A 25773-nucleotide genomic window follows, 5' to 3' on the forward strand; every position below is an offset into this window, starting at 1 on the left:
AAGAAGTCTGCAATTAAAACGGGTAGTTCACCGCCGAACCTTCAACAAGCCCATTGAGTATCTGTTGATCGGAAACAGCGCCCGTAGCACGGTTAAAGATACCCATGGCGTTATTTCCACTCGGCCCATTGTCCCAATAGAAAGGTACTACACCATATTTCTTGGCAGTAGAAACTACTTGTTTGACATAATAAGCGCGTGACTCCAAATGATGCGTTAAAGCATCGCCTGTGAGGGTAGCACGTTTTATGGCACCAAACTCTCCTAAAATAGCGGGGTAGCCTTTATCAACAAAATTGGTCTTCACCGATGCGAATGCTGCGTCCAAATCGGCTTCTTGTCCCCAACTGCCCACTGCACCATACTGCTTATACGGTTCGCCCCAATAATTGAGTCCGCCTTCTTCTTTGAGTGTAAAATCATACGGATCGTAATAATGCACTTCAACAAACATCCGGTTGGACACGTTATCGGTTGGCATCTTCATGAATTTCACACCGTAACCGATATTGGTGTTGTACGTTTGAACAATCAGGTTTCGATAGGCATTTTTACCGCCCGTAGCACGTACAGCATCTACAAATGTCTGGTTGTAGGACTGTTGCACCGTATTGTTCTCGGTAGTTGGTTCAGTATAGACATTCTCCACGTGAACTTCATTGGTTCCGGCAAACAACAGATGTTCGTCGTAATTGCGGAACTGCACCGCTATTTGTGTCCAGAGAGCAGCCTGCTTCTTGTTTACCACTTCCTGCTTAGCATAAGTCGGATTGGTTTCAAGCCAGCCACCGTCCCAATGGATGTTCAGAATAGCGTACACATCATTCGATACACAATAGTCAACCACCTCTTTGACACGAGCCAGCCAGGAGGCTTTGATGGTATAGTTAGATGGATCTTCAATGTAACTGTCCCACGCACAAGGTATGCGAATGGCATTGAAACCGGCAGCTTTCACCGCTTTAATCAACGCCTCGGTGGTTTTCTCATTTCCCCAACCGGTTTCACCGCCACTGGTGAAAGGCACTTCCAGGGTGTTGCCCAGGTTCCATCCTAATTTCATTTTGGCAGCCAACGTCTTGGCGTCACTCGACATGCCGGTTTGGTCGGCCGGAATATTGTCAACATTTCCTTCCTGAGCAATAATTAACGCTTTTTTTACGCTTCCTGCTATAATAGTCACAACAGCCTGCCGGGTATCATTGGTCGCATTGGCTGTTACATTCACTTCTATCTGATGAGTACCCGATTTTCCCGAAGAGGCAGAAAGAACGCACCAGGATTCAGAAGAGGACATCTGCCAATCGACATTCGATTTAATGGCCAGCTTCTGCATCTCGGCTCCGTTTCCAAATGACAGGGATTCTTTGGCAACAACGAGTTCGGCCTCCACTTTACTATCATCACTGGAACAGGAAAAAAGACTGATGCCGAGAAAGCACACAACAATAGATAATAATTTCAGGTTATTCATCATATCAACATTTATAATCAGTTTTTAGATAACAAATCAAATTTACGTTTTTCCAACGGATTAAGATTTGCTTTTTTCAGTTTTACATATATCTCTCGTACTCGGTCGGAGCGCACTTTCAGTTTTTCGGAGAAGGACGCATCTTGGTAAAGCGATGCGTCCTTTGCTGCTTTTTCAGCATATTCTTTTAGTAATTTGACGGCAGTTTCATATTCTAAGAGCAATTTTTCATTTGCGCGCAGGCCGTTTGTTCTTTTAGAAGCCTCAATAGCAGCCCGCTCCATCTCTTTTCTATATTGATCACTGTGCATAAAATTACTGTCTTCCAATGCTTTCTCCTGAATACGATCCATGGCATCGTAAGCTTCTTCGCACTCCTTTTTCAGTCCTTCTTCCTTGGAAGAAGGACTGTTACAAGCCCAAAGCAAGCACGAAAAGAATACGATGCAATAAATAGGTACTCTCATAAATGACACTGTTGGCTTATTGCTTCAGTATATAATGGAAAGCAAGCACCTCATCTTTTGAATCGCCCGCCGCTGTTGCATTGGCTACAGCTCCCAACCAGAATCCATTGGTATTGATATTGCTCAGGTTAGATCCTCCGTGCGAGACGAAAATCCATTCGTATTCAGACAAGGCCGTCGTCCAATGTGCCCCTTTGGGGTTTGCAGAGTTTAACCATGCACCGGCACCTCCGGTATAGTTAACAAGAGGGAATTCAAACTTCATGGATGGTGCATCCGGATTGATCGTTACTTTACCCGTTACGGTATAGCCATTGGTTACGTTACCTTCGGCATCGGTGAGGTTCTGAATCAACGTTACTTTCATACCGTCGCCGTCGGCCTCAAACTTCAAGGTGGCGCTTTTTGCGATGTTACTTGTTGCTTCATCCCAAACCCAGCTATTAGAGGTGAAATCAGTACCAAAGGTCGATGCGCTTGTCCATCCGCCGGTTAAATCAAAGTTCAACCAATCAATAAACCAGCCCGTATCCGGCGTGAATGTTTTACCTATCAGAGCCGTTTTCCATGCTTTCAGCGGGTCTGCAGTGGCGCTGCCACTTGCGGAAGGTACTAAATGATAACCCGTATATTCGGGTTTAACAGCATCTTTGGCTCCGAGCCACATTCCCGTAACCGCTCCGCTTGCATCTTTTTCAATGCTCATGATTCGGAGCTGTTTGTTACTATCGGCACTGAAATTAGCCCAACCGATTACAGCAAAAGAAGGAATTTCAGTACTGAATGTATAGATACCTTTTTCATCCAGCGTATAGGTACAAGCTGTTTTGGTTCCATCGGGAGCCACAAAATTAGCAGTCAAATCATCTGAATTCAGCGTCATGCTGAAGTTTTTGTAAACCGAAGCATCCAACGTGCCCAACCAGCTAGGATAATCAGCCGGTGAATTCCATCCGTTCATGCGTGTACCATCCAGGTTGCACCAATCGAGCGGATTAGTTTCCGAAAGCTTCCATGTGATCGATTTGTTCACCGTTTGTGAAATGTCATCTTGCCAACCGTCTGGTAAAGCAGGTTCCGGATCGGCAACTTCGCCCGGTACCCAGTTGTCTTTATACTCTTTAGAAATGAAGTTATAACATGCACCGGAAGGTACTACCATGATTTGCATGGCATCATCGGTCAGATACAGAATGCGGAACTCGGTTGCTGCTTTCATTTCGGCATCCCGGTTGCTATCATGCACCGGATAAGCATCAGAGAAGGTGATTGTATGTTTGTCTACATCGAGCATATACGAACCGGTACTTTTACCTAAGCCATAAGCCTCCTGATCTACGGTTATGTTGGCTCCTCCGATTAGATCAAAGGTCATGCTTCCAAAGTCGGCCGCATCACACATCCATGAGTTACCCGGATAATCGGCCAGCCAGTACCAGGTAGCAGTTCCTGTCTCAGACAAGTTGGGAGTAATGGCTTTTGTGGCATCCCAGGCATCAGCATCCAGGTAGTTGTCACCGGCAGCATTGTGAAGGTTATCCCATGTATAGGTATTGGTGAAGAAGTAAATAGGACCGAGGAAATAACGACTGGTGGCATCGGCGTCGAGGTCAAGGTACCAAGTCTTTGATTTACCGGCTCCACCGGCTACCTTGGTCCACATCGGATCGCTCACAAATTCGGCGTACATGTCATCAATCTTGAACGTTGCCGTATCGCCATACACAACACCGCCACGGGTTTCCACTCCGAAAACAACGTTATAAGTGCCGGCAAAAGGCATCTTTAACGTCACGGTTTGCTCCTGGCTTCTTCCTTGCGGGTGACTCCACAACGGGGTATATTTGCTACCCATTAAACTCTTCAGGTAAACAATATTAGGATTCGCAGCATCGTGCTCAATCTTATAAGCAATGCCTTCAACTAGATCACCCGGTTTTACATCCGTATTACCCAGAGCATATTCATCCGGTGAACAAGAAGCAAGCAACATCATTGTTCCGATGAATAAAAACAAAAATATTTTATTTAAATAATTCATAATAATCAAATTAATAGTTTTTACCATCCTGCATTTTGTTTAAGTACATTGTCTGATAATGTAATCTGCGTAGAAGGAATCTGACAGAACCCCTTTGTTGTTTTGATTTTATCGGCTGTTATGGTTATCACATCAGGATTGCCACCGCTTTTAAGCTCAATGCCACTTTCGGCAATGGTCGATGAAGCAACATCTATGCCTTGACGAAGCAAATCCCAGTAGCGTTGTCCTTCAAAAGCGAATTCAACAAAACGTTCTTTCATGATATTTTCTTGTGAGGGTTCTTTGGTGGTTAAACCGGCACGGCTTCTAACCTTATCGAAATAAAGTTGTGCGTTGCTGCTGCCTAGTTCAGCTGCCATCAACAGCACGTCTGCGTATCTCACTACAACAAAGTCTTGGTGCTGAGATGTTTGGAAATCGCCTGAACCGTCGGCTTTCGAAGCAGAAGTTCCGTCAGCAAAAGCCATCGGAGTGTATTTTTTAACCGTGTAGCCGGTATATTCACGCTGATCTTTGAGGTCGAATGACGATTCAATGCCTTCGCCTACCAGATCAATAATTGAAGCTGTTTTACGTTTATCACCCGATTCGAAAGCGTTCCACACTTTAGGATGCACGGTACAAGCTCCCCAACCTTTGCCGTAGGGTGACCAATTGGTATTACGCATACCCATCATCACCAACCAGCGGTTACCGTCCTGATTACCGTTGTAATCTTGAGTCGTATTAAACTTCATGGAGAGCACGGTTTCGATGTTTCCGTCGCCGGCGTAAGTAGAGACGAACTCAAACTTACCCTGAACCGGTGTTGAGGAAGCTGCCGGCCACAGATTCTTGAACTCGGGCACCAAATCATATTCTTTGCTGGAGATAACATCTTCCAACCCTGCCAAGGCCTGTTCTTTTGTAACAACACCAACCAAGTCAGAAGCGCCATAGTAACCTGTGTAAAACAGATAGACCCTTGCCAATAATGCTTTGGCAGCGTAGCAGGTTATGCGGCCGTCATTTGTTGAAGCATTGGCTTTAGGATAAGCATTTGTCGGTATATTATCTGCAGCGAATTTTAAATCTTCCGCAATGAGTTTGTATATCTCAGCGGGTTCTGCCTGTGGCAGATTCTCGGCAGTAGGACCGGTCAGAAGAGGAACGGAACCAAACAGACGGGCCAGGTCAAAGTACATGATGGCACGCAGCGCACGCGTCTCGCCTTCTACCCTTTTACGAATCTGATCATCACCTTTCCAGTCAATCTGGTCGAGCTTCTGCAGCAGTGTATTGCAGCGGAAAATGCCTGCATAATAATCATTCCAGGTGCCATTAAATAAATTAGCATCGGAAGAAGAGACTGATATGTCAAAACGGTCGATAGCCTGATAGCCTTTGCCATCGGTATTTCCGGTTCCTCCAAAACATTCGTCGGACATGACTTGCGAAGCCACATATATGCTAAGACTTCCATTCGAGGTAGTGCATTGCCAACCGTCATAGCAACCGATAAGTGCTCTATCGGCGTCATCAATTGTTTTATAATAATTTTCGGTGGTCACATTGGTCGTAGATTCTACGTCCAGATAGCTCTCCGAACATCCTGTTATTCCGAAACATAACAGTCCGAGAGATAATATATTTAGTTTTAACTTATTCATAGATTCTTATTATTTGCGGGTGAGTTTAAAATTTAATGTTAGCACCTACCAAGAATGTTCTGGGTCGTGGATAATAACCCAAATCAATTCCTGATACCCAACCATTGTCTTCGGTACCATAACCAATTTCAGGATCCATTCCGTCATATTTGGTAAAAGTGAAAGCATTTTGAACCTGAGCGTAAATTCTCAACTGGCTGATGTATTTCCAATTGATCAATTTAGAAAAATCATACCCCAAAGTAATGTTGCTGATTCTGAGGAAATCGCCATCGTGAACGTATAAATCGGAAAATTGCCAATTTATGTTTGTTTCCGTAACACGAGGAATGTGGTTGGAAGTTCCTTCACCTGTCCAACGGGCAAGTATGGCTGATGTGTAATTGGATTTGGAGTTTCCGCCGTGATTACGGTAAGATTGAACGATCTTATTTCCTGCCATTCCGTTGGCATTCACTGAAAAATCAAATCCCTTATAATCGAATCCCAGATTAAAGCCAAAAGTAAAATCGGGCATACCGTTGCCGAGGTCTACTTTGTCGTTTTCATCAATCACACCGTTGTGATCCTGATCAACATACCTCACATCACCGGGCCTCACGTTGGTCTGCAAGATACCATTCTTTGCTGCTTTCCAATCGGCAATCTCTTGTGTGTTTTGGAACAAGCCCGCTGTTTCGTAACCCCAGAAGTATCCGATGGCATGACCGTTCTCTGCTCTGTAAAACTCTTCGGAGTTATCATAAAGCATATTGGTCAAGCCATGAATTATTCCATCTGCATTGGGTATGGCACCTACTTTATTTTTATTATAAGCACCGTTGATACCGATGTTGTAATTCAGTTTGCCAATGCGATCATTCCAAGTAAGAGCCAATTCCACACCGGTATTTTTCACATCACCACCATTAATAAAAGGAGCACCTGTACCAGCTGTTCCCAATATAGGAGCTTTCACCAACCAATCTTTGGTCGTTTTAACGTAAAAATCAAAATTAGCATTCAGCTTACTGAAGAAACGGGCATCAAAACCGATATTAACCTGTTCTGATGTTTCCCATTTAACGTTGGCATTTGCCAAACGGCTCGGATACGCTCCCCATTGGTTGTAATCGGCTCCCAATCCTTGATTACCAAAGATATAATTGGTTGTGGAGGTCTTTATAGGTGCGGCATACTGGAAATTATCTATATTTTGGTTACCTACTTGACCCCAGCTGGCGCGTACCTTCAAATAATCCATTACATTAGCTACAGGCCTCATAAAATCTTCACCCGATACAAGCCATCCGGCAGATACCGATGGGAAATATCCCCAACGATTACCTTTTGCAAATTTCGATGAAGCATCGGCACGTAAAGTAGCATTAAACAAGTATTTCTCTTTATAATTGTAGCCCACACGACCGAAGTAAGACACTCTTCTGTAATTGTCTTCCGGCTTACCCGACAGTGTTTTACCGTCTGAGTCGGTGTTTTCGGTATTATCAATATAAGCGTGTTGCCAATCATTGAATACGGACTTCAAATCCCAGTTGCCTGCGCTGAGGTAAGTTCCCTGGAAGCGAACTGCCTCCATACCAATCATGGTACTAATGGCATGATCGTTGATGTTGAAATCGTAACCGGCTGTATTGGTCCACGTCATGGTATGTCCTTTACTCATGTTTTGAGAAACGGAAGTGTGAGCTTCGTTATACGAGTAAATGGAAAAACGATACAACGGAGTGTAGCTTCTGTACTCTGATGCGTAGTAGTTTATACCAAAAACAGACTTGATCTTTAAGTTTTTAATCGGTTGAAATTCAGCATACACATCTGCAATCCATTTCTGATTGTCACTTAAGTTATTGTTGTTTGTCATCATAACGCCGTAAGGGTTACTGTCCACATTAAACCAGTCAGAGTTTGTGGTGTCATTATAAGGACTGTCGTACTTGTTGTTATCGCTGTAAACCGGTGACAATGGAGAAGTAGAGAAAGCCCCGCGAAGGGTGTTGTTGTATTGGTTTCCAACACCTATTCCTGTATTCTTAACATACACAAAGCTGGCATGCTGACCTACTTTAAGGACGTCTTTATATAACTTATGTTCAGTGTTTATTCTGAAATTATAGCGCTCATAGTTCGACACATCCTTTCCGCCTACAATACCTTCCTGTGAAAGATAACCCAAAGAAATAGAGTAGTTGGAAGTAGCAGAACCTCCGTTGATACCTAAACTGTAACTCTGTGTTTTGGCATTGTCTTTGAACATTTGGTCTATCCAGTCGGTGTCAATAACGGTTCCGTCTGCATTATAAATACCGGGGCGGGCTGTTTTGGAGAAGTCATATACAGAAGAGCCCGAATTCAATGCCTGCTCATTCATGATCGACATATATTCCTGGGCATTAAGCATATCGGCTTTTCTGGCTACATTCTGAATGCCGTAATAAGCATCAAAAGTAACCTGCGCTTTTCCTTCTTTTCCTGATTTAGTGGTGACAAGAACCACACCATTGGCCGATTGAGCTCCGTAAATTGCAGCAGATGCCGCATCTTTCAACACGTCGATTGATTCGATATCGGATGGACTTACCGCAGTAATATCTCCTTCAACACCGTCAATGATATAGAGCGGACCCGATTTACCTACCGTTCCTAAACCACGAACGGTAACTTTCATTTCAGCCCCGGGCTGTCCGGAAGTAGAAGCTATACTAACACCGGGCGTTTGTCCCTGAAGGGCCTGCAGTGCATTCGTGGTGTTCATCTTCTGAAGATTGTCACCCTTCACCTGAACTGTTGCACCCGTAACCAACTTCTTTTTCTGAACGCCGTATCCAATCACCACTACCTCATCGAGAAGTTCTGTGTCTTCCTTTAATACGATATTGATAGTAGTTTGACCGGCATATTTTATTTCCTGACTTACATAACCTATGTAAGAGAAAATAAGAGTCTGACCCTGATTTACTTTCAACGAATACTTTCCATCGAAATCAGTCACGGTACCATTGGTAGTGCCCTTAACGATAACACTTACTCCGATGAGCGGCTCTCCATCCGAAGCGGAGGTGACCATTCCCGATAGGGATCGATCCTGATTGGGATTAGCCCTGAGGCTGTTAGTTGCCGGCAAGATGAGTAAAAGAGCCAGCAGAATACTGAATAAATGCACGGATACGCATTTTTCATAAAATGGTTTTCTCATGGTACATTGTTTAATGGTTAATTATATATCTGATGTTAACCCACCTGCCTCTATATTAGAGAGCATAGTGAATCAGTACAAAATTAGTTTTTACCACCTACCAAGGTACACAAGGATGTTAATGCTATAGGGATAGAGCGTTAACTAAAGGGATAAGAATGTTATCTGAAAGAGTATGGAATGTTTCCTTATGTTAAACGACATAAAAAAAGCTCTTTACTTCTCCATCAAATGAGAGTAAAGAGCCTTTTCTATGAATGTGCCGAATTTAATAATTCTGCTTCATCACCTCGAAGTATGACTGAGGATGCAAGCAAGCAGGACAAGACTTAGGAGCATTCTTGCCTGAGTGAATAAATCCGCAATTACGACATTGCCAAAGAACTTCTCCTTCTTTAGCGAATACCGAAGCTGATTCAATGTTTTTAACGAAGGCCAGGTATCTTTCTTCATGTGCTTTTTCAGCCTTAGCAATGTTGCGATACATATTAGCTATTTCACGGAAGCCTTCTTGTTCTGCAACATCGGCAAAATGAGGATAATCTAACGACCATTCTTCATGTTCGCCGGCTGCGGCTGCCTGAAGATTTTCTAAAGTTGTACCAATTACGCCGGCTGGGAAACTGGCTGTAATTTCAACCATTCCGCCTTCCAGATACTTGAACATTCTTTTCGCATGCTCTTTTTCCTGATCGGCTGTTTCGGTAAAAATAGCCGCAATTTGTTCATAACCTTCTTTTTTAGCCGCACTGGCAAAATAAGTATAACGCATTCTGGCTTGAGATTCGCCGGCAAATGAATGCATTAAATTCTTTTCGGTTTGCGTACCTTTAATACTTTTAGTCATCATATTACTTATATTTTAATTGAGTAAATTATAAATTCCGGCACATTGATTCTGCACAAAAATAATAAAAATATGGATTAATAAAGAATATAAAATGTCTTTTTGAAAGTGAAATATACTAGGAAATGCCACGCAAATATAAATAAAGTGTTCTATAACATGTTTCAACCATTATTTTATGTAATTTTGCAGTCTGTAACAGACTACTATAAAATATTTATTATACAATCAACTCAAAAAGTAAGATTAAAATGAAAGCATTTGAATTCAAGCCAAAGCTGTTCCTTGCTTTGAAGAATTATTCAAAAGAATTGTTCATGGCCGATTTGATGGCCGGTATCATTGTGGGTATCGTTGCTTTACCGCTGGCCATTGCATTTGGTATTGCTTCGGGTGTTTCTCCGGAGAAAGGTATTATTACAGCTATCATAGCAGGATTCATCATTTCAATGATGGGGGGTAGTAAAGTACAAATTGGGGGGCCTACAGGTGCTTTTATCGTTATCGTATATGGAATTATACAACAATACGGTGAAGCCGGACTCATCGTTGCCACTCTCATGGCCGGTGTATTGCTTATCTTATTAGGGGTATTCAAATTGGGTGCTATCATTAAATTTATTCCCTACCCTATCATCGTAGGATTTACCAGTGGTATTGCCGTTACGATATTCACCACGCAGATTGCCGACATATTCGGACTTTCTTTTGGAGGAGAAAAAATTCCGGGCGACTTTATCGGCAAATGGATCATGTATTTCAATCATTTTGATACCATTAACTGGTGGAATACGATAATCAGCATTGCCAGTATCATTATCATTGCAATGACTCCTAAGTTCTCCAAAAAGATTCCGGGATCACTTATAGCAATCATCGCCATCACCTTATTGGTGTATGTGCTTAAAACGTATGTAGGGGTTGACTCCATTGATACTATTGGTGATCGTTTCAGTATAAAAGCGCAATTGCCGGGTGCAGAGGTGCCCACACTGAATTGGGAAGCAATGAAAGGTTTGCTCCCTGCCGCTATTACCATTGCCGTACTGGGGGCAATAGAATCTCTTTTATCTGCTACTGTTGCCGATGGTGTGATAGGCGACAAACACGATTCGAACACGGAGTTGATTGCACAAGGAACGGCCAATATCATTACGCCGCTGTTCGGAGGTATTCCGGCAACAGGAGCCATAGCACGTACAATGACCAACATCAATAACGGGGGAAAAACTCCGGTAGCCGGGCTCATTCATGCCGTGGTATTGTTTCTGATTCTTTTGTTTCTAATGCCGCTGGCACAATACATCCCCATGGCTTGCTTGGCCGGTGTATTGGTCGTTGTGTCTTATAACATGAGTGAATGGCGAACCTTTCGTGCTTTATTAAAAAATCCCAAATCGGATATTACCGTACTGTTGATAACCTTCTTCCTCACCGTTATTTTTGATTTAACCGTAGCCATTGAAGTAGGACTGGTTATTGCTTGTCTGCTTTTTATGCGACGGGTAGCCGAGACAACAGAAATATCTGTTATCACTGATGAGATAAACCCCAACGAAGAGCTTGACATAGCTGTTAATGAAGAAAGTTTGATGGTTCCCAAAGGGGTGGAAGTTTATGAAATTAACGGTCCGTATTTTTTTGGTATTGCCAACAAATTTGAAGAACAGATGGTACAGCTGGGCGACCGTCCCAAAGTGCGTATCATACGCATGAGAAAAGTTCCTTTCATTGACTCAACCGGTATTCATAACCTGACTAACTTGTGTAAGATGTCTAAAAAAGAACGCATTACCATTGTGCTTTCCGGAGTGAACGAAAAAGTACATCATGTGTTAGAGAAATCGGGCTTTTACGAATTACTGGGCGAAGAGAATATTTGTGAGAATATCAATGTAGCAATTGACAGGGCTAATCAGATTATACAGAAATAAATGCCGCTACATATCTAACTAAATAAGGTTCGGGAATTTCCCGAACCTTATTTAGTTAGTAAGATGCTGTTGCGAAAATATGCTCTTTAGATAGCAAGTCAACAATCCGGTCAAGTTCATCGGGTGTTGCTTTCTGCAATTCGTGTCCCGGTGTATCTCTGTCGATCGTATAGATCATGACCTGTCGGGGTGCAATGCTTTTCACAGCTTCAATCCACGGCAGAACATACTCATCGGTGGTATTGTCCATGCTTTTCCCTTTGTAACTGCCTTTAAGGAACATGGTTTGAATAATGCAGTCGCCCTTAAACTCTTTCAGCGTATCGACAATATCGGCAACCGAATAATTCCCCACAGGACGGTCAAGCATACGGATATACGCTTCATCAACCGTATCCAGTTTCATAATGTTGTTGTCGACCTTCTTCAGTGCTTCGAATACATCGGGGCGTTTAATAAAAGTAGAATTACTCAGTACGCTAACCTTGGCATTGGGAAAATAACGATTACGAAGAAGCAGTGTATCATGAATAATCCGGGCAAAATCAGGATGACAAGTAGGCTCACCGTTACCGGCAAAAGTAAGCACATCGGGTTGTGGCCCATTAGCTTTCATATCAATCAATTTCTTCTCAAGAGCTTTGATTACCTTTTCATAAGTAGGCATCGGGGTTTTGGCTCTATAATCGGCATTCAGTCCGCATTCACAATAAACACAATCAAAAGAACAAACTTTTCCGTCGGCAGGCAGAAGGTTGATACCCAAAGAGACTCCCAGTCTGCGAGAATGAACCGGACCAAATATAGGTGATGGATAGATTATAGTCGACATTTCTTTTTTATTTATTTTCCGTTTTGGTTCGCAAAGTTACATAAAAGATGAATAGGTTATAACTTATACCTTACTTGCAATTGAGCGTCTGCCTTTTTATTTCCCCTTATCAGATCAAGTCCGGATCCTATTTCATCACGGTCATGGTAGCGTGTCTGGCCCACTTTAGCCATAATCATCAATCTTTGAGACACATCATATTTCATGTGAAAAGCTATTCGCGTTCCAATACCGTAATATGAAGGTACAGAAAAAGAATACATCATACCCTTTTCGTACGAATACACTCTTGAAAAGTAATCGTCAGTATGAAACCACGAACCTTGCAACTCGCATTTCAAAGGCCATTTGCGAAAAGCATACGTGCAAACTTGTGCCAATTGATAGCCTTCACTCCCTTGAACACCGGGTTGATGAAGATGTGTGTAATCTGCAACGGATTTAAAGGCCAAAAACGCATTTGCTTTGTAGTTGAACTGGTATTTCAATCGATGTTGATGCAAAGGAAGTACCGACTTTACTTTCTCTTCATTCGTGTAATTTTTATCTTTCTTCTTGTATCTGTATCTTATAAACATGGAAAGCTTGGAAGAAGGTGCATAAGTTGATTGAAACTGCACATCCACACCCGATGAAGCTCTGTCGATACCGTACTTTAACCATGGAAATGAAAAGAAATCAAGAGAAACAAAATATTTCCAATACCGGAACGGATTCGCCTCAACAGCCAAATACCATCCGTTTTCATTCTGAACATGTCCGCCTTCAGAAAAGGAACTAGCATACATGGCCCAATAATCATGTGTATACAATCTGTGGACCAACGAAACCGTATAATTATTGGCCTTGGAATAAGAGAGAGTATTCAACAAAGCATAGCCACCCGACTTGCCAATGGCTGCCTCCCCCGAGAGCAAGAAACGATTCCATCTGTATTTATAGTCAACACCCAAATTATAAAAATGATTGCCTCTGATGTTATATTTAGCATACTCTCTGAGTGCAGGTTCATAAGGTTTGTCGAAAAAATAATAAATACCTGTAACGCCCATTTTTAAACGATTGGTTGTATACGCCACATTACCTCCCATGAGTTGTAAGGCAAACAAATTACTTCGTTCCGCCTCCTTTTGAGTACGATGCAGTCCGCTCTTATTAATAGAAGTTATTTGTTCTTCTTTGACAATACCATCAAGCGACCGGTGTGAGTAAAAGGCCGATAAACATATCTTTTTCCAATTAACAGCAACCGCTGCCCCTTGTTGGTAATTAAATTCATCTGTGGAAGCATGTTTTTTAATTCCTTCGGCACGGTTTCCGAGCGTATAAAGCGATGTGCTTTTCCCCATAATAAAATCATTGCTCATAACCAGTCCTTGTCCAAAACTAAGACGATAATTTCCTAATGCCAATGTTTTAATGCGACGAATGTCTTTAAGTAAAAAATAAAATGAATAATGATCATACCCTTTTGTATTATGTAATGCCAGAAAAGGTTCACCGGCATCTTTTTCGGCAGTGATACCGGCATAAACATGGTCTTTGTATCGAAAGCCATACCTCGTTGAGTGATAAACGGGAGGACCCAAATACGAATCTTCGTATCCTTTTCTTTTATAAAACGGAATATCAATACGGGTCATTAACTCGTGTCTTCCCTTGGTCAAGATGTTCTTTAGAGAAGGAAATGTTGGCGACTTTTCAACCGGTTTGACACAAACATAAGGTATTAACAATTCAATGCTCTGCTTGTCCATTGATTCAACCAATTGTAACTCATAAACAGACTGCATGGGACCGTTGATGTAAAGGTAAGCCAATAAATCTTCAATTTGCAATTCAGTGAGGAAAGGAAAGATAAGCAGTTTTTCCTTAGTTACTTCATTTAAATTAAGGGGTTGATCGAGGCGGTTAGTTAATTCTTCCAGTTCATGATCCCAATTAACATCAGTATATTCGTCGGTAACGGCAATTTGTTCCATGACACTTTCCCATTCATTCACTATGGGATCTTGAGAAAAAACAGTCACATTAAAAAAGAGCATAAAAAGAACGAATAGAATAGCTGTGTGTTTGTTCATTGAGATTTCAGATTAAGTATAAATAATTATCGGTTTGCGAAGATAATTTAAATTAGATAAACAGCAACACATTAACAGGAAATAATAGTATTTTTGCTGCATGAAAAAAAGGTTCAATATATTAACCGGGTTCTTGCTGCTTTCTTTGATTGCCATACAAAGCAATGCGCAAGAAAATAAGTCAGCCGGAGGATATCTTGTGCCTGTATGTATTTACAAAGGAGATACGATTCCTTCTATAACACTTCCGGATGTGTACATATTCAAACCACTAAAGTTCAGGAATGACAAAGAGAGGAAAGAATATTACCGGTTGGTTTATAACGTAAAAAAAACCTTTCCTATTTCACAGGAAATTAACCGAACCATTATAGAAACATACGAGTATCTGGAAACACTACCCAATGAGAAAATCCGACAGAAACACATTAAGAGAGTAGAAAAAGGGTTGAAAGAACAATATACCGCACGCATGAAAAAGCTTTCTTTCGCTCAAGGGAAGCTTTTAATTAAGCTGGTTGACAGGCAGTCAAACCAGACTTCTTATGAACTGGTTAAAGCTTTTATGGGACCTTTTAAAGCCGGTTTATACCAAACATTTGCCGGTTTATTCGGTGCCAGTCTTAAAAAACAATATGATCCCGAAGGCGAAGATAGAATGATTGAACGAATTGTTCTACAAGTACAAAACGGTCAGTTATAAGTTATCAGCAAGTTATTAACTTTAAAATGCAGTGAGTTTTTTAAAGAGATCCCAGATCACTATACCTGCAGTAACCGATACATTGAGTGAATGTTTTGTTCCGTATTGCGGAATCTCTATGCAACCGTGAGAATGGTTTATTACCTCCTGCCCTACTCCTTTTACTTCATTACCCAGTACTACGGCATATTTCTGCTGCTTGTCCAGTTGAAGGTCGTCGAGCATAATACTTCCTTCAGCCTGCTCAATAGAATAGACTATATACCCATTGCTTTTTAAGTTATCAACAGCTTCAACAGCGTTATGAACATACGTCCACTCTACTGAAAACTCAGCACCTAAAGCCGTTTTATGTATTTCAGCATGCGGAGGAACAGCCGTAATACCACACAGATAAATATGCTCAATACGAAAAGCATCCGAAGTTCTGAACACAGAACCTATGTTGTGCAAACTACGTATATCATCAAGTACTACTACCAAAGGCAATTTCTTCGCTTCTTTGAATTCTTCCGTACTGATTCTATTTAACTCGGTGATTTTTAACTTTCTCATGCTCATAATGATCTCTTCTAAGTATAATGCTGCAAAATTAATCATTTCTATTTTATGCTCCCATTTATCAGTTAACTAATCGGTTAATACTCGTTTATAAGTTGTCAATACCTCATAAATACTTTTTCAAAAAATAAGTTGCTTTATTCATTAAAACATATATGGATACCCATAAATAAACAATCCAAATAAGTTAATAAAAACTTTCAAAGCTTACATAAACACATTTTTAAACCGTGTTTCTTCAATTTTTCTCTTTTAGTTTTTAACTTTGCAACCTTTCAACAGGTTGTTAATTAAATATATATATCACTTATTATCAAGACTTAAAGCCTGTTTTAGTTGTTAATAAGGATGCAATAAGTCAAGGTCAAAGACTAATAACTTATTATCCAAATAGAAAGTAAACTATTTGCTAACACTATTAACAACCTATTATCACTAACATATATTTTTAAAAGATTAGAGATTAAATAATTAGATTATAATGAATAAAGAGAAATGGTTAATAAAGGGTTTTGCTGATGAACCTGTGGATAAAAGCATTGATCTTAAAAAAGCAATCAACGAACTTAAGAAAGAAAAGAATGCTGTGATATTGGGACACTACTATCAGCAGGGTGAGATACAGGATATAGCCGACTTTGTAGGTGATAGTCTGGCACTCGCTCAATGGGCTGCTAAAACAACAGCCGACATCATTGTGTTGTGTGGAGTTCATTTCATGGGTGAAACAGCCAAGATTCTTTGTCCTGATAAGAAAGTATTGGTACCCGATTTGAATGCCGGTTGTTCGCTGGCCGACAGTTGTCCGGCCGATGACTTTGCACGTTTTGTCAATGAGCATCCCGGTTACACGGTTATATCTTATGTAAACACTACTGCTGCTGTGAAAGCTGTTACTGATGTAGTGGTTACTTCAACGAATGCCAAACAGATTGTTGAAAGTTTCCCTAAAGATGAAAAGATTATCTTCGGTCCCGATAGGAATCTGGGTAATTACATTAATTCAATTACCAATCGCAACATGTTGCTTTGGGATGGTGCATGTCATGTTCATGAACAATTCTCTGTTGAAAAGATTGTGGAGTTAAAAGCACAATACCCTGATGCAGTGGTGTTGGCACATCCTGAATGTAAAAGTGTGGTTTTAAAGCTGGCTGATTTTGTAGGATCAACAGCAGCCTTGCTGAAACATGCGGTTCAAAGTGATGCGCAATGTTTTATTGTGGCAACAGAATCGGGTATCTTACATGAGATGCAAAAGAAATGCCCGCAGAAGACATTTATTCCTGCTCCACCCAATGATAGCACCTGTGCATGTAATGAGTGTAGCTTTATGCGTTTAAATACAATGGAGAAGCTCTATAACTGTTTGAAATATGAGTTTCCGGAGATTGAAGTTGATAGTGAAGTAGCTAAGAAAGCAGTTCTTCCCATTAAACGAATGCTTGATATATCAGAAAAGCTAGGGTTATAAAACCCTAGCTTTTTCTTTCTATGCTAAATTATTTTAGATTAAACGTTTGTAACCCGTCAATGTTCTGACTAAACAGGGTGTCGGCAAAATAAGACGGACGGGTATCTCCCCAACGTACGGTAGAATTCCGGATATTTACATTTGATGCATTATCAAGATAAAATCCGTATGTTTTCCCTTTCACAAAATCATCACCTTTACTTGGACGTTTATCATATATACCGCCTTCGTAATTGGTACGTTTACAAATCATCAGATCTACTTCATCAAAATATATATTCTGAATTTTGTCTTTTGATTCTGCACTGAGGAATACTCCATTTTCACTTTCGCACTTTATGTTATTGAAACTGATATCAGTAACTGTTCCAACTTCATAATCGGCCATTCCTTTTGGAAAGCGCCAGCCTGCATCTTTATGATCACCTGCTTTACGGGTGTAGGCTGTTACATAAATAGGTTCGGCTTTTCCCCACCAAACGTTAGAGAAGAACTTACAATCAATTACAATGTTAGAAAAGATAATATTTTCTACTGTGCCTTCGTCACGGTTTTGAATACCAATGCCGCGGTTACTGTCTCTGATAATACAGTTGTTTACAACGACGTGACTGATACGGTCCATATTTTCGGAACCTATTTTAATAGCGCATGAACGAGAAGTCATGGTACAATTAGTTACCAGGATGTTTTCACAGGGTCCTAAATCTTGATATTCACGACGATTTTTCAAACAGATACAATCGTCTCCTGATTCAATGAAACAGTTGCTGATACGCACATTTTTTGAATGATCCACATCGATACCGTCTCCATTGCGAATTTTCAGGTTATTTAGAATACTTATTCCATCAATAACAACATCATTACAACCTACGAGGTGCACTGTCCAGTAAGCCGAATTGCCTATAATAACATCTTTGATACGGATTTCTTTACCATTAATTAAAGTAAGTACATGCGGACGGGGATCAAATTCGTGTACAGGTTTTAATTCATAAGAATCTTCTAATTCTTTACCCATAAACGAAACGCCATTGCCATCAATTTTACCTTTTCCACTAATAGAAAATTGCACAATGTTAGTACCACTAATCCACATCATACCTTCACCTTTATTATCGCGAAAAGCACTTTTATTATACACCTTCTCATCCGGATTAGCCAATAATTTAGCATTTGCTTCCAGGTGCAGGTCTACGTAAGATGCTACTGTAAAGGGACCGGTCATATACACTCCGTCTCCTGGAATAATAACTCGTCCTCCTCCTGCTTTGTTGCAATCATCAATGGCTTCCTGAATGGCTTTGGCATTATCGGTAACACTGTCTCCTTTTGCTCCATAATCACGGATATCAAAATCTGTTTTTTTTGTATGGCAGGACATCATAAATCCTAATCCAAGAAGGGCTAATAAAAATTTTAGTCTCATCATATTCTCTTATTAGTTATTAACTATTATAATTTGTTCTCTTTTATCTAATGGAAAAAACAGTTGTTCAAGTGATTCTCCTTTCACATCGTCCATAATAATTGCCGGACGATAGTCTGGTTCTGTCAACTTCAATTTTACATTTTTCAATTTTATATTCTTGGCGTGACGAATATAAAATCCCCACGAAGGTAGTTCACCAAACATACTGAATTCTGGATATTTATTGATATGTTCCGGTACTTGGTTTAAACGATTTAAAGGTATATAAGCCATTCCTTTGGTTGCTCTTCCCGGATAGGTTATTTCTATATTTTCAAGATGAATACCTTCTATATAATATCCCGGTATACCTGTTATAGATGAAGGAAACGGATTATGGAAAAAATCGACTTCCGGTCCTCTTAAATCATAGTTAATATCTGGCCTTCCAAACGGAATTTCTACAGTCATGTTTTTTATGGATATATTTTTTATGGTTCCCGGGCGTTCACCTGCTCTGTGTCCCAAACGAATAAATAGGGCATTACCTGTATTCTTTGCTATAATGTTATTTATATTGATATTTTCAATATGGCCTCCATCAACAGATTCAATGGCAATAGCCGAACGAAAAGTATCAAATACACGAATATCATCAATCGTTATATTTTTAAAGCCTCCCCATGAAGCAGTTCCGAATTTTATAGCGCTTGCACTACTACGTACTTCGCAGTCAGCAATGTAAATGCTATCGTTATTGGCATCGGGATGATAAGACTTCAAGCAAATGCCATCGTCTGCAGAATTGATCTTACATCGGGTAATCTTTACATTATGACAATCAATTATATCAAAACCATCATTATTCCAATAAGCTCTATTGATCATGGAAACTTGATCTATTGACATGAATCAGGATTCGGTCCTCCCCAACCTTCCAGGTTATTCATTTCCCACCAAGCCATGAAAGCCGGTCCGGATATGAACTTATTTATTTCTTCTTTGGAGTAGCCCAGCTTTTTGAGCATATTAAACCATATACACTCCTCACCTACCACAGCCAGCGGCAAGTTAATGCTATGCAATGCCATCCAGTCAATCTCTTGTTCCCAACGCTTCCAGTCCCAGAAAGCCATGGAGTAAGAGAATGTACAATAATTGAAGTTATAACGGAGTTTCAGAGTGGTTTGATGACGCTCCTTCTTTGTTACTTGAGGCAAAACATCCGGTAGTTTGGCCGTCATGCCATTCCACGACAAATGCACTCCCGCATAATATTTAAGATACCAGTTTACTCCCGAAGCGGCGCTTACGTAATTGTTGGCACGAACCACTACCCGATTACCTTTCTGATCGAGTTCAAAATAATCTTCGTTGCCTATACTTTTTATTTCAATGGAAAATTTCTTGGAAGCACCTTTGTCGATTCGCTCCAACATTCCTGCTACAGGATTAGCAAGTAGCTGACCCGTAAGCCAGCACATCATACATATACTTAGTAACTTCTTCATAGTGTTAACATTTGAGGCCAAATATAAGGCTTTCCTTGTTGACAGGGGGTGAAAAACGAAAAATAAAGGAGGAAAAACGATTACGGGGTGGGTACCTTAATACCCGCCCCGTAAGAATTATAATGTGCGAATCAATTATTTATTGAATAGTAACTCCCGCAGGAAGGCTGAATTTATCTTGCAGCACGGCCGCATTTTCTTGTATATCTGTGGTTGTTTCTGTGGCAAGTAGCGTGCCACCAGCCGATGTTTCGGACTTCAAAGCAATTCCTTTCCAGACCCAGACCTTTAATTGCAGGGTTTGTCCCATTTGTGATATTTCGAGCGTGTAAATTTTACAGGTCTTATCTCCTATCGCCTCTTCTCCGGCCTCCTTTAATTTATATTGATCTCGTATTTCGTCACTAATCTGAAGGTAATTAATAGGTTTTGTGGGTAGATTGACACGGTTAGCCACTTTGGTATCCATATCGACCGTAATAACAGAAGTGCTATCCATGATGGTCATCATAGACTTATCGACACCGGGGCCCATACCGTTTTTAAAAATAATTTCCGTTGCTTCCTTCTTACCGTAATCATCAATGAAAGTAGTCGATTCAAGTACTTGTCCGGAAAATTCGGTCTTCTTTTTGATGATAGCCGATTTCATTTCATACTTTGCTTCTTGAGCAGAGAGAGCGATTGTGACGAATAGCAATAAGATTGCTGTTGCAGTTTTTCTAGTATTCATAATTTAAAAAGTTTTTTGCAAATATATTTATTTCAATGTAAACAATGCCATGAAAAATAATATTTGTTGAGGGAAAGATGTGATTTAGTTGCTGCACATTGAATCCATACTGCTTAATGAGGCATAACGACGTGGAGGTATTACATTTCTGTTTAAGAAAAAAAGGCGGCTAACCTTGGTTAGCCGATCAGCCAACCAAGGTTGGTAAGTTGAATAACCATGGTTAGCAAGTCGGCTAACCATGGTTGGACGCTAAAAAGCACACTACGTTGTAGCTATAAGAGTATACAGCTATAACGTAGTAAGTAAAGGGTAATAAAGTATGTGATTACTATTTTAGACGTTGGTATCGGTTAGGCTAGCCAAGAATTCACAAAGCTTGTCGACCGCCAGAGCACGGTGGCTTATTTTGTTTTTCACTTCGCTGCCCAATTCTGCGAAGGTTTGGTGGTAACCTTCGGGCATAAAGATAGGATCGTAGCCGAAGCCTGCTTCTCCCCTCTTCTCGGTCGTTATTTGGCCGCGGATGATTCCTTCAAAAAGGTATTTCTTACCGTCTAAAATAAGCGATATGGCGGTACGAAATTGTGCACTACGATCTTGCTTGTCTTTCATCAGGCGAAGTACTTTCTCCATATTGGCCTGCGAATTCTTATCTTCTCCTGCGTAACGAGCCGAGTATACACCCGGTTCATTGTTAAGAGCAGCTATTTCAAGTCCGGTATCATCGGCAAAACAATCCATGTGGTAATGGTTGTAAATGTACTCAGACTTTAAATGAGCGTTGCCTTCGAGCGTATCGGCTGTCTCGGGTATATCTGTGTCACACGCTATGTCTTTCAGGCTTAGAAGCTCTATTTTATGACTTAGTATGTGTGATACTTCTTCGAGTTTATGTGCGTTGTTGGTTGCAAAAACCAGTTTTCTCTTCATGTTTACTTTACTTTAATACGATCAAAGCCTTCACCATATACACCAATAACGGAGCTTTGCGAAATAAAGGCATTGGGATCAATGTCTTTCACCAAACGGAATATTTCTATCGATTGACTCTTCTTTGCCAGTACAACGAGTACTTTTACATCATTTTTGCTGTACCATCCGGTGCCATTTAAAACGGTTACTCCACGATGTGTATCGGCAATGATGCGATCGGCTATTTGCTGGTATTCTTTCGAAAAGATAAGAAATTGAACCGACTGACGGGCGCTATTCACTATCAAATCGAGCACATAGCTGATAACAACCAGGGTTACGAACCCGAATACCACTCTTCGCCAGTCGTTGAATACGAAATAGCAGGATGATATAATAACGATGTCGCAATACAGTATCATGCGGCCAAACGTTACATCACGGTATTTGTTTACCACTGCGGCAATGATGTCGGTGCCACCCGTGCTTCCGTTGTTGATAAAGACAATGCCTAGTCCGGCACCGCACATGGTTGCACCGATAATGCAGGCCATAAAATCTTGTCCCACTCCAATAATTTGTGTATTCCCAATTAATTGTTGGAAAAACCACAGCAAGAAAGTCAGCATAAAGATGGCGTATGTCGTTTTAATGCTGAACTTGGGACCCAGAATCTTAATAGCGGCAGTCATCAGTATAGCATTTATAATGAAATAGCTATACTGAATGGGCACACCGCTGGCATAGTAGATGATGGCCGATACACCGGTTACTCCACCTGTGGTTATTTGATAGGGGAGTAAGAAGGCCGACCACCCGAATGCGTAGCAAATAAGCCCGATGGTAATAAGAAAATAATCTCTTAACTCTATCAGTACGTCTGATTTGGAGAGCTTGATCATTCTATAAATTATTAAAGATGATATTAAACAACAATATTAACTATTTTCTTCGGAACAACAATCACCTTTTTAGGCGTTTTTCCTTCCGTCCACTTCAAAGAGCGTTCGTCGGCCAACACAGTTTCCTGAATGGATTCACTGGTAGCGTCAGCAGCAAATTCCATATTGAAACGTGCTTTTCCATTGAAAGAAATGGTGTAATTAACTACGTCTTCTTTCAGGTAATCTTCATTCCATGAAGGCCATTGTGCATCACAAACAGAACTTTGATTGCCTATGGCTTCCCATAGCTCTTCGCAAACGTGTGGTGCGAAGGGAGCCAGAACAACGAGTAGGGGAGAAAGCACCTCTTTTTTGTTGCATTTTAAAGTATATAGTTCATTGATACAGATCATGAAAGCACTAACGGAAGTATTATAAGAGAATTGCTCTATATCCGATGTCACTTTCTTGATGAGCTTGTGCAACGATTTAAGTTCTTCTTTGGTTGCTGCTTCCTGGTTCACAATAAATTCACCGTCTCTGTTGTAGAATAACGTCCAGAACTTCTTTAGGAAACGGTAGACACCGTCAATACCGTTTGTATCCCATGGCTTTGACTGCTCAACCGGACCGAGGAACATTTCGTACATACGAAGCGTGTCGGCACCGTATTTCTCTACAATCATGTCAGGGTTTACCACGTTGAACATTGATTTACTCATCTTTTCAACTGCCCATCCGCAAACGTATTTGCCGTCTTCAAGAATAAACTCGGCTGTGGCAAATTCCGGACGCCAGGCTTTGAATGCTTCCAGATCAAGTACGTCATTCGACACAATATTCACATCAACGTGAATAGGAGTGGTGTCATACTGGTTCTTCAAATTCAATGAAACAAACGTATTGGTGTCTTTAATGCGATACACAAAGTTACTGCGTCCTTGTATCATACCTTGGTTAACCAGCTTTTGGAAAGGCTCCTCCTTTACCGTTACGCCCAAGTCGAACAAGAACTTATTCCAGAAACGAGAGTAGATGAGGTGACCGGTGGCATGTTCCGTTCCGCCCACGTATAAGTCTACATTCTGCCAATAACCGTTTACCTGAGGATCAACCAAACAAGAATGGTTGCGCGGATCCATGTAACGCAAATAGTATGCCGATGATCCGGCAAAGCCCGGCATGGTATTTAACTCCAGCGGGAAAATGGTGGTGTGATCTATTCTTTCAACTCCGACTACGGTCTGGTTAACCTCATCCCAAGCCCATTGAGTAGCGTTACCCAACGGCGGTTCACCTGTTTCGGTAGGGAGGAACTTAGATACCTCGGGTAATTCCAACGGCAGTTTACTTTCATCGATCATGTAAGGCATGTTGTTCTTGTAGTAAACAGGGAAAGGCTCGCCCCAATAGCGTTGACGAGAGAAGATGGCATCGCGTAAGCGGAAGTTTACCTTGACTCTTCCCAAGCCGGTTGATCGGATATATTCTTTGGTCTTAGCAATCGCCTCTTTCACCGTGAGTCCGTTTAAAACGAGTCCGCCTGCCGCAGCGCCTTCTTTGGGTGAATTGATCATGATTCCTTCCTTGGCGTCAAAGCTCTCTTCACTGATATCACAGCCCTCAATAAGCGGGCGAATTTCTAAATTGAAATGTTTGGCAAAGGCATAGTCGCGGCTATCATGCGCGGGTACCGCCATGATGGCTCCCGTACCGTAACCGGCCAATACGTAATCACTGATCCATACCGGTATGGCTTCGTTTGTTAACGGGTTAATGGCATAACTTCCCGAGAAGACACCGCTAACGCTGCGGTCGGCAATGCGCTCACGTTCCGTACGTTTTTTGGTACGTTCCAAGTATGCATCTACTTCAGCCTTTTGCTCTGGTGTAGTGAGTTGAGCTACTAACTCGCTTTCGGGAGCAAGTACCATGAAGGTGACACCAAATACGGTGTCGGCACGGGTCGTGAATATGGTAAATTCAAGATCGCTGTCTTTCACCTTGAAGCGCATCTCAGCACCTTCAGAGCGACCTATCCAATTACGCTGAGTTTCTTTGAGTGAGTCGGTCCAGTCGATGCCGTCCAGTCCGTCGAGTAACCTTTGTGCATAGGCAGATACGCGCAAGCACCATTGACGCATAACCTTCTGAATAACAGGGTGTCCGCCACGTTCCGAAACGCCATCAACTACCTCGTCATTGGCCAATACGGTTCCCAATGCCGGGCACCAGTTAACCATGGTATTGCCCAGGTAAGCAATGCGGTAGTTCATGAGTACTTCTTGCTGCTCTTTTTCGCCCATCTGTTTCCATTCATCGGCGGTAAAGTGGAGCTCTTCGCTGCAAGCTACGTTTAAGCCTTGGCTTCCGTTTGCTTCAAAAGCTTTCACCAATTCGCCTATAGGCATGGCTTTCTTCTCGTCGTTGCAATAGAAACTGTTGAACATACGAATAAAAGCCCATTGCGTCCACTGGTAATATTCCGGGTCACAGGTGCGTATTTCGCGGTTCCAATCGAACGAGAATCCTATTTTATCAAGCTGTTCTCTGTATCGGTTGATGTTGTTGACGGTTGTGATAGCCGGATGCTGACCGGTTTGTATGGCGTATTGTTCGGCGGGCAAACCGTAAGCATCGTATCCCATGGGATTGAGAACGTTGAAGCCCTGCAGTCGTTTGTAACGAGCGTAAATATCCGAAGCAATGTACCCCAGCGGGTGTCCCACATGTAATCCTGCGCCGGAAGGGTAGGGGAACATGTTCAATACATAAAATTTCTTCTTCGATTCATCTTCTGTTACTTGATAGGTTTTTTGTTCTACCCATCTTTTCTGCCACTTCTTTTCAATCTCCCTGAAATTATAGTCCATAGCTATCTAACTTTATAGTGTGATATTGATTTATATTTTCAATGTTTCTTATTGTAGGTGGCAAATTTACACGTTTATTTTCAGATAACAAGGTTGCTCGCTTATTTAGTTTTTTTTTAAAAGATGATAAGAGGTTGAAAGAATACAAAGATAAATACCTAACTTTGTTAGTGATTACTAA

18 protein-coding genes and 1 pseudogene are annotated in these 25773 nt (G+C 41.2%); 3 read left to right on the plus strand and 16 right to left on the minus strand.

Features of this window, described 5'->3' with window-relative positions:
- Positions 1–13 precede the first annotated feature (13 nt).
- From C511_RS0100900 to rbr, 6 genes are all read right to left on the minus strand, one after another.
- On the minus strand, positions 14–1477 hold the full coding sequence (locus tag C511_RS0100900; protein WP_024995511.1) for a cellulase family glycosylhydrolase: 1464 nt from the start codon (positions 1475–1477) through the stop codon (positions 14–16).
- Positions 1478–1491: 14 nt separating this feature from the next.
- Positions 1492–1941: a hypothetical protein gene (locus C511_RS0100905; RefSeq protein WP_148297673.1), complete on the minus strand. Its 450-nt coding sequence runs from the start codon at positions 1939–1941 to the stop codon at positions 1492–1494.
- A gap of 16 nt (positions 1942–1957) precedes the next feature.
- Complete coding sequence (locus C511_RS0100910; protein WP_027317655.1) at positions 1958–3982, minus strand: hypothetical protein; 2025 nt, start codon at positions 3980–3982, stop codon at positions 1958–1960.
- A gap of 20 nt (positions 3983–4002) precedes the next feature.
- On the minus strand, positions 4003–5634 hold the full coding sequence (locus tag C511_RS0100915; RefSeq protein ID WP_024995508.1) for a RagB/SusD family nutrient uptake outer membrane protein: 1632 nt from the start codon (positions 5632–5634) through the stop codon (positions 4003–4005).
- Between the two features lie 25 nt (positions 5635–5659).
- Entirely contained in the window at positions 5660–8830 is a 3171-nt protein-coding gene (locus C511_RS0100920; protein WP_027317656.1) for a SusC/RagA family TonB-linked outer membrane protein, read from the minus strand.
- A 268-nt stretch (positions 8831–9098) separates the two neighbouring features.
- On the minus strand, positions 9099–9677 hold the full coding sequence (gene rbr, locus C511_RS0100925; RefSeq protein WP_024995507.1) for a rubrerythrin: 579 nt from the start codon (positions 9675–9677) through the stop codon (positions 9099–9101).
- Between the two features lie 251 nt (positions 9678–9928).
- Between rbr and C511_RS0100930 the strand changes: the two genes are divergently transcribed.
- Positions 9929–11611, plus strand: coding sequence for a SulP family inorganic anion transporter (locus tag C511_RS0100930; RefSeq protein WP_024995506.1), 1683 nt, complete (start codon positions 9929–9931; stop codon positions 11609–11611).
- A gap of 55 nt (positions 11612–11666) precedes the next feature.
- On the opposite strand, the gene C511_RS0100935 is transcribed toward C511_RS0100930, so the two are convergent.
- Positions 11667–12443 (minus strand): radical SAM protein, encoded by a 777-nt coding sequence (locus C511_RS0100935; protein ID WP_024995505.1) that lies wholly within the window; start codon positions 12441–12443, stop codon positions 11667–11669.
- 56 nt (positions 12444–12499) lie between these two features.
- Complete coding sequence (locus tag C511_RS0100940; RefSeq protein WP_024995504.1) at positions 12500–14524, minus strand: helix-hairpin-helix domain-containing protein; 2025 nt, start codon at positions 14522–14524, stop codon at positions 12500–12502.
- 100 nt (positions 14525–14624) lie between these two features.
- Between C511_RS0100940 and C511_RS0100945 the strand changes: the two genes are divergently transcribed.
- Positions 14625–15227 carry a DUF4294 domain-containing protein gene (locus tag C511_RS0100945; protein ID WP_024995503.1) on the plus strand — a complete coding sequence of 201 codons (603 nt, stop codon included), beginning with the start codon at positions 14625–14627 and terminating at the stop codon, positions 15225–15227.
- A 21-nt stretch (positions 15228–15248) separates the two neighbouring features.
- Here the strand turns inward: C511_RS0100945 and C511_RS0100950 are convergent, their stop codons facing one another.
- Positions 15249–15782, minus strand: a complete 534-nt coding sequence (locus C511_RS0100950; protein WP_024995502.1) for an RNA methyltransferase — start codon at positions 15780–15782, stop codon at positions 15249–15251.
- A gap of 487 nt (positions 15783–16269) precedes the next feature.
- Here C511_RS0100950 and nadA point away from each other — a divergent pair, with 487 nt between their 5' ends.
- Complete coding sequence (gene nadA / locus C511_RS0100955; protein ID WP_024995501.1) at positions 16270–17262, plus strand: quinolinate synthase NadA; 993 nt, start codon at positions 16270–16272, stop codon at positions 17260–17262.
- Between the two features lie 28 nt (positions 17263–17290).
- Here nadA and C511_RS0100960 read toward each other — a convergent pair whose 3' ends face one another.
- The 7 genes and pseudogenes from C511_RS0100960 to leuS all read right to left on the minus strand — a co-directional run bounded on the left by C511_RS0100960 (position 17291) and on the right by leuS (position 25592).
- Positions 17291–18694: a glycoside hydrolase family 28 protein gene (locus C511_RS0100960; protein WP_024995500.1), complete on the minus strand. Its 1404-nt coding sequence runs from the start codon at positions 18692–18694 to the stop codon at positions 17291–17293.
- Between the two features lie 12 nt (positions 18695–18706).
- Entirely contained in the window at positions 18707–19585 is an 879-nt protein-coding gene (locus C511_RS15970; RefSeq protein ID WP_024995499.1) for a glycosyl hydrolase family 28 protein, read from the minus strand.
- A pseudogene (locus C511_RS0100970) lies at positions 19585–20187 on the minus strand (alpha-N-acetylglucosaminidase TIM-barrel domain-containing protein); the annotation flags it as partial. The gene C511_RS15970 and the pseudogene C511_RS0100970, both read right to left, overlap by 1 nt.
- A 139-nt stretch (positions 20188–20326) precedes the next feature.
- Positions 20327–20920, minus strand: a complete 594-nt coding sequence (locus C511_RS0100975; protein WP_024995496.1) for a hypothetical protein — start codon at positions 20918–20920, stop codon at positions 20327–20329.
- Between the two features lie 336 nt (positions 20921–21256).
- Positions 21257–21853 carry a non-canonical purine NTP diphosphatase gene (locus C511_RS0100980; protein ID WP_024995495.1) on the minus strand — a complete coding sequence of 199 codons (597 nt, stop codon included), beginning with the start codon at positions 21851–21853 and terminating at the stop codon, positions 21257–21259.
- 2 nt (positions 21854–21855) lie between these two features.
- The gene (locus C511_RS0100985) at positions 21856–22737 is read right to left on the minus strand and encodes a YitT family protein (protein ID WP_024995494.1); all 882 of its coding nucleotides are present in this window, start codon (positions 22735–22737) and stop codon (positions 21856–21858) included.
- Between the two features lie 23 nt (positions 22738–22760).
- Complete coding sequence (gene leuS / locus C511_RS0100990; RefSeq protein ID WP_024995493.1) at positions 22761–25592, minus strand: leucine--tRNA ligase; 2832 nt, start codon at positions 25590–25592, stop codon at positions 22761–22763.
- Between the last annotated feature and the right edge of the window lie 181 nt (positions 25593–25773).

Origin of the sequence: Bacteroides graminisolvens DSM 19988 = JCM 15093, from assembly GCF_000428125.1 — a bacterium.
Taxonomy (GTDB): domain Bacteria; phylum Bacteroidota; class Bacteroidia; order Bacteroidales; family Bacteroidaceae; genus Bacteroides; species Bacteroides graminisolvens.

Bases quoted from the DNA above. Each gene is read 5' to 3' on its own strand.
- C511_RS0100900 (WP_024995511.1), bottom strand. From the start codon at position 1,477: ATGATGAATAACCTGAAATTATTATCTATTGTTGTGTGCTTTCTCGGC.
- C511_RS0100905 (WP_148297673.1), bottom strand. From the start codon at position 1,941: ATGAGAGTACCTATTTATTGCATCGTATTCTTTTCGTGCTTGCTTTGG.
- C511_RS0100910 (WP_027317655.1), bottom strand. From the start codon at position 3,982: ATGAATTATTTAAATAAAATATTTTTGTTTTTATTCATCGGAACAATG.
- C511_RS0100915 (WP_024995508.1), bottom strand. From the start codon at position 5,634: ATGAATAAGTTAAAACTAAATATATTATCTCTCGGACTGTTATGTTTC.
- C511_RS0100920 (WP_027317656.1), bottom strand. From the start codon at position 8,830: ATGAGAAAACCATTTTATGAAAAATGCGTATCCGTGCATTTATTCAGT.
- rbr (WP_024995507.1), bottom strand. From the start codon at position 9,677: ATGACTAAAAGTATTAAAGGTACGCAAACCGAAAAGAATTTAATGCAT.
- C511_RS0100930 (WP_024995506.1), top strand. From the start codon at position 9,929: ATGAAAGCATTTGAATTCAAGCCAAAGCTGTTCCTTGCTTTGAAGAAT.
- C511_RS0100935 (WP_024995505.1), bottom strand. From the start codon at position 12,443: ATGTCGACTATAATCTATCCATCACCTATATTTGGTCCGGTTCATTCT.
- C511_RS0100940 (WP_024995504.1), bottom strand. From the start codon at position 14,524: ATGAACAAACACACAGCTATTCTATTCGTTCTTTTTATGCTCTTTTTT.
- C511_RS0100945 (WP_024995503.1), top strand. From the start codon at position 14,625: ATGAAAAAAAGGTTCAATATATTAACCGGGTTCTTGCTGCTTTCTTTG.
- C511_RS0100950 (WP_024995502.1), bottom strand. From the start codon at position 15,782: ATGAGAAAGTTAAAAATCACCGAGTTAAATAGAATCAGTACGGAAGAA.
- nadA (WP_024995501.1), top strand. From the start codon at position 16,270: ATGAATAAAGAGAAATGGTTAATAAAGGGTTTTGCTGATGAACCTGTG.
- C511_RS0100960 (WP_024995500.1), bottom strand. From the start codon at position 18,694: ATGAGACTAAAATTTTTATTAGCCCTTCTTGGATTAGGATTTATGATG.
- C511_RS15970 (WP_024995499.1), bottom strand. From the start codon at position 19,585: ATGTCAATAGATCAAGTTTCCATGATCAATAGAGCTTATTGGAATAAT.
- C511_RS0100975 (WP_024995496.1), bottom strand. From the start codon at position 20,920: ATGAATACTAGAAAAACTGCAACAGCAATCTTATTGCTATTCGTCACA.
- C511_RS0100980 (WP_024995495.1), bottom strand. From the start codon at position 21,853: ATGAAGAGAAAACTGGTTTTTGCAACCAACAACGCACATAAACTCGAA.
- C511_RS0100985 (WP_024995494.1), bottom strand. From the start codon at position 22,737: ATGATCAAGCTCTCCAAATCAGACGTACTGATAGAGTTAAGAGATTAT.
- leuS (WP_024995493.1), bottom strand. From the start codon at position 25,592: ATGGACTATAATTTCAGGGAGATTGAAAAGAAGTGGCAGAAAAGATGG.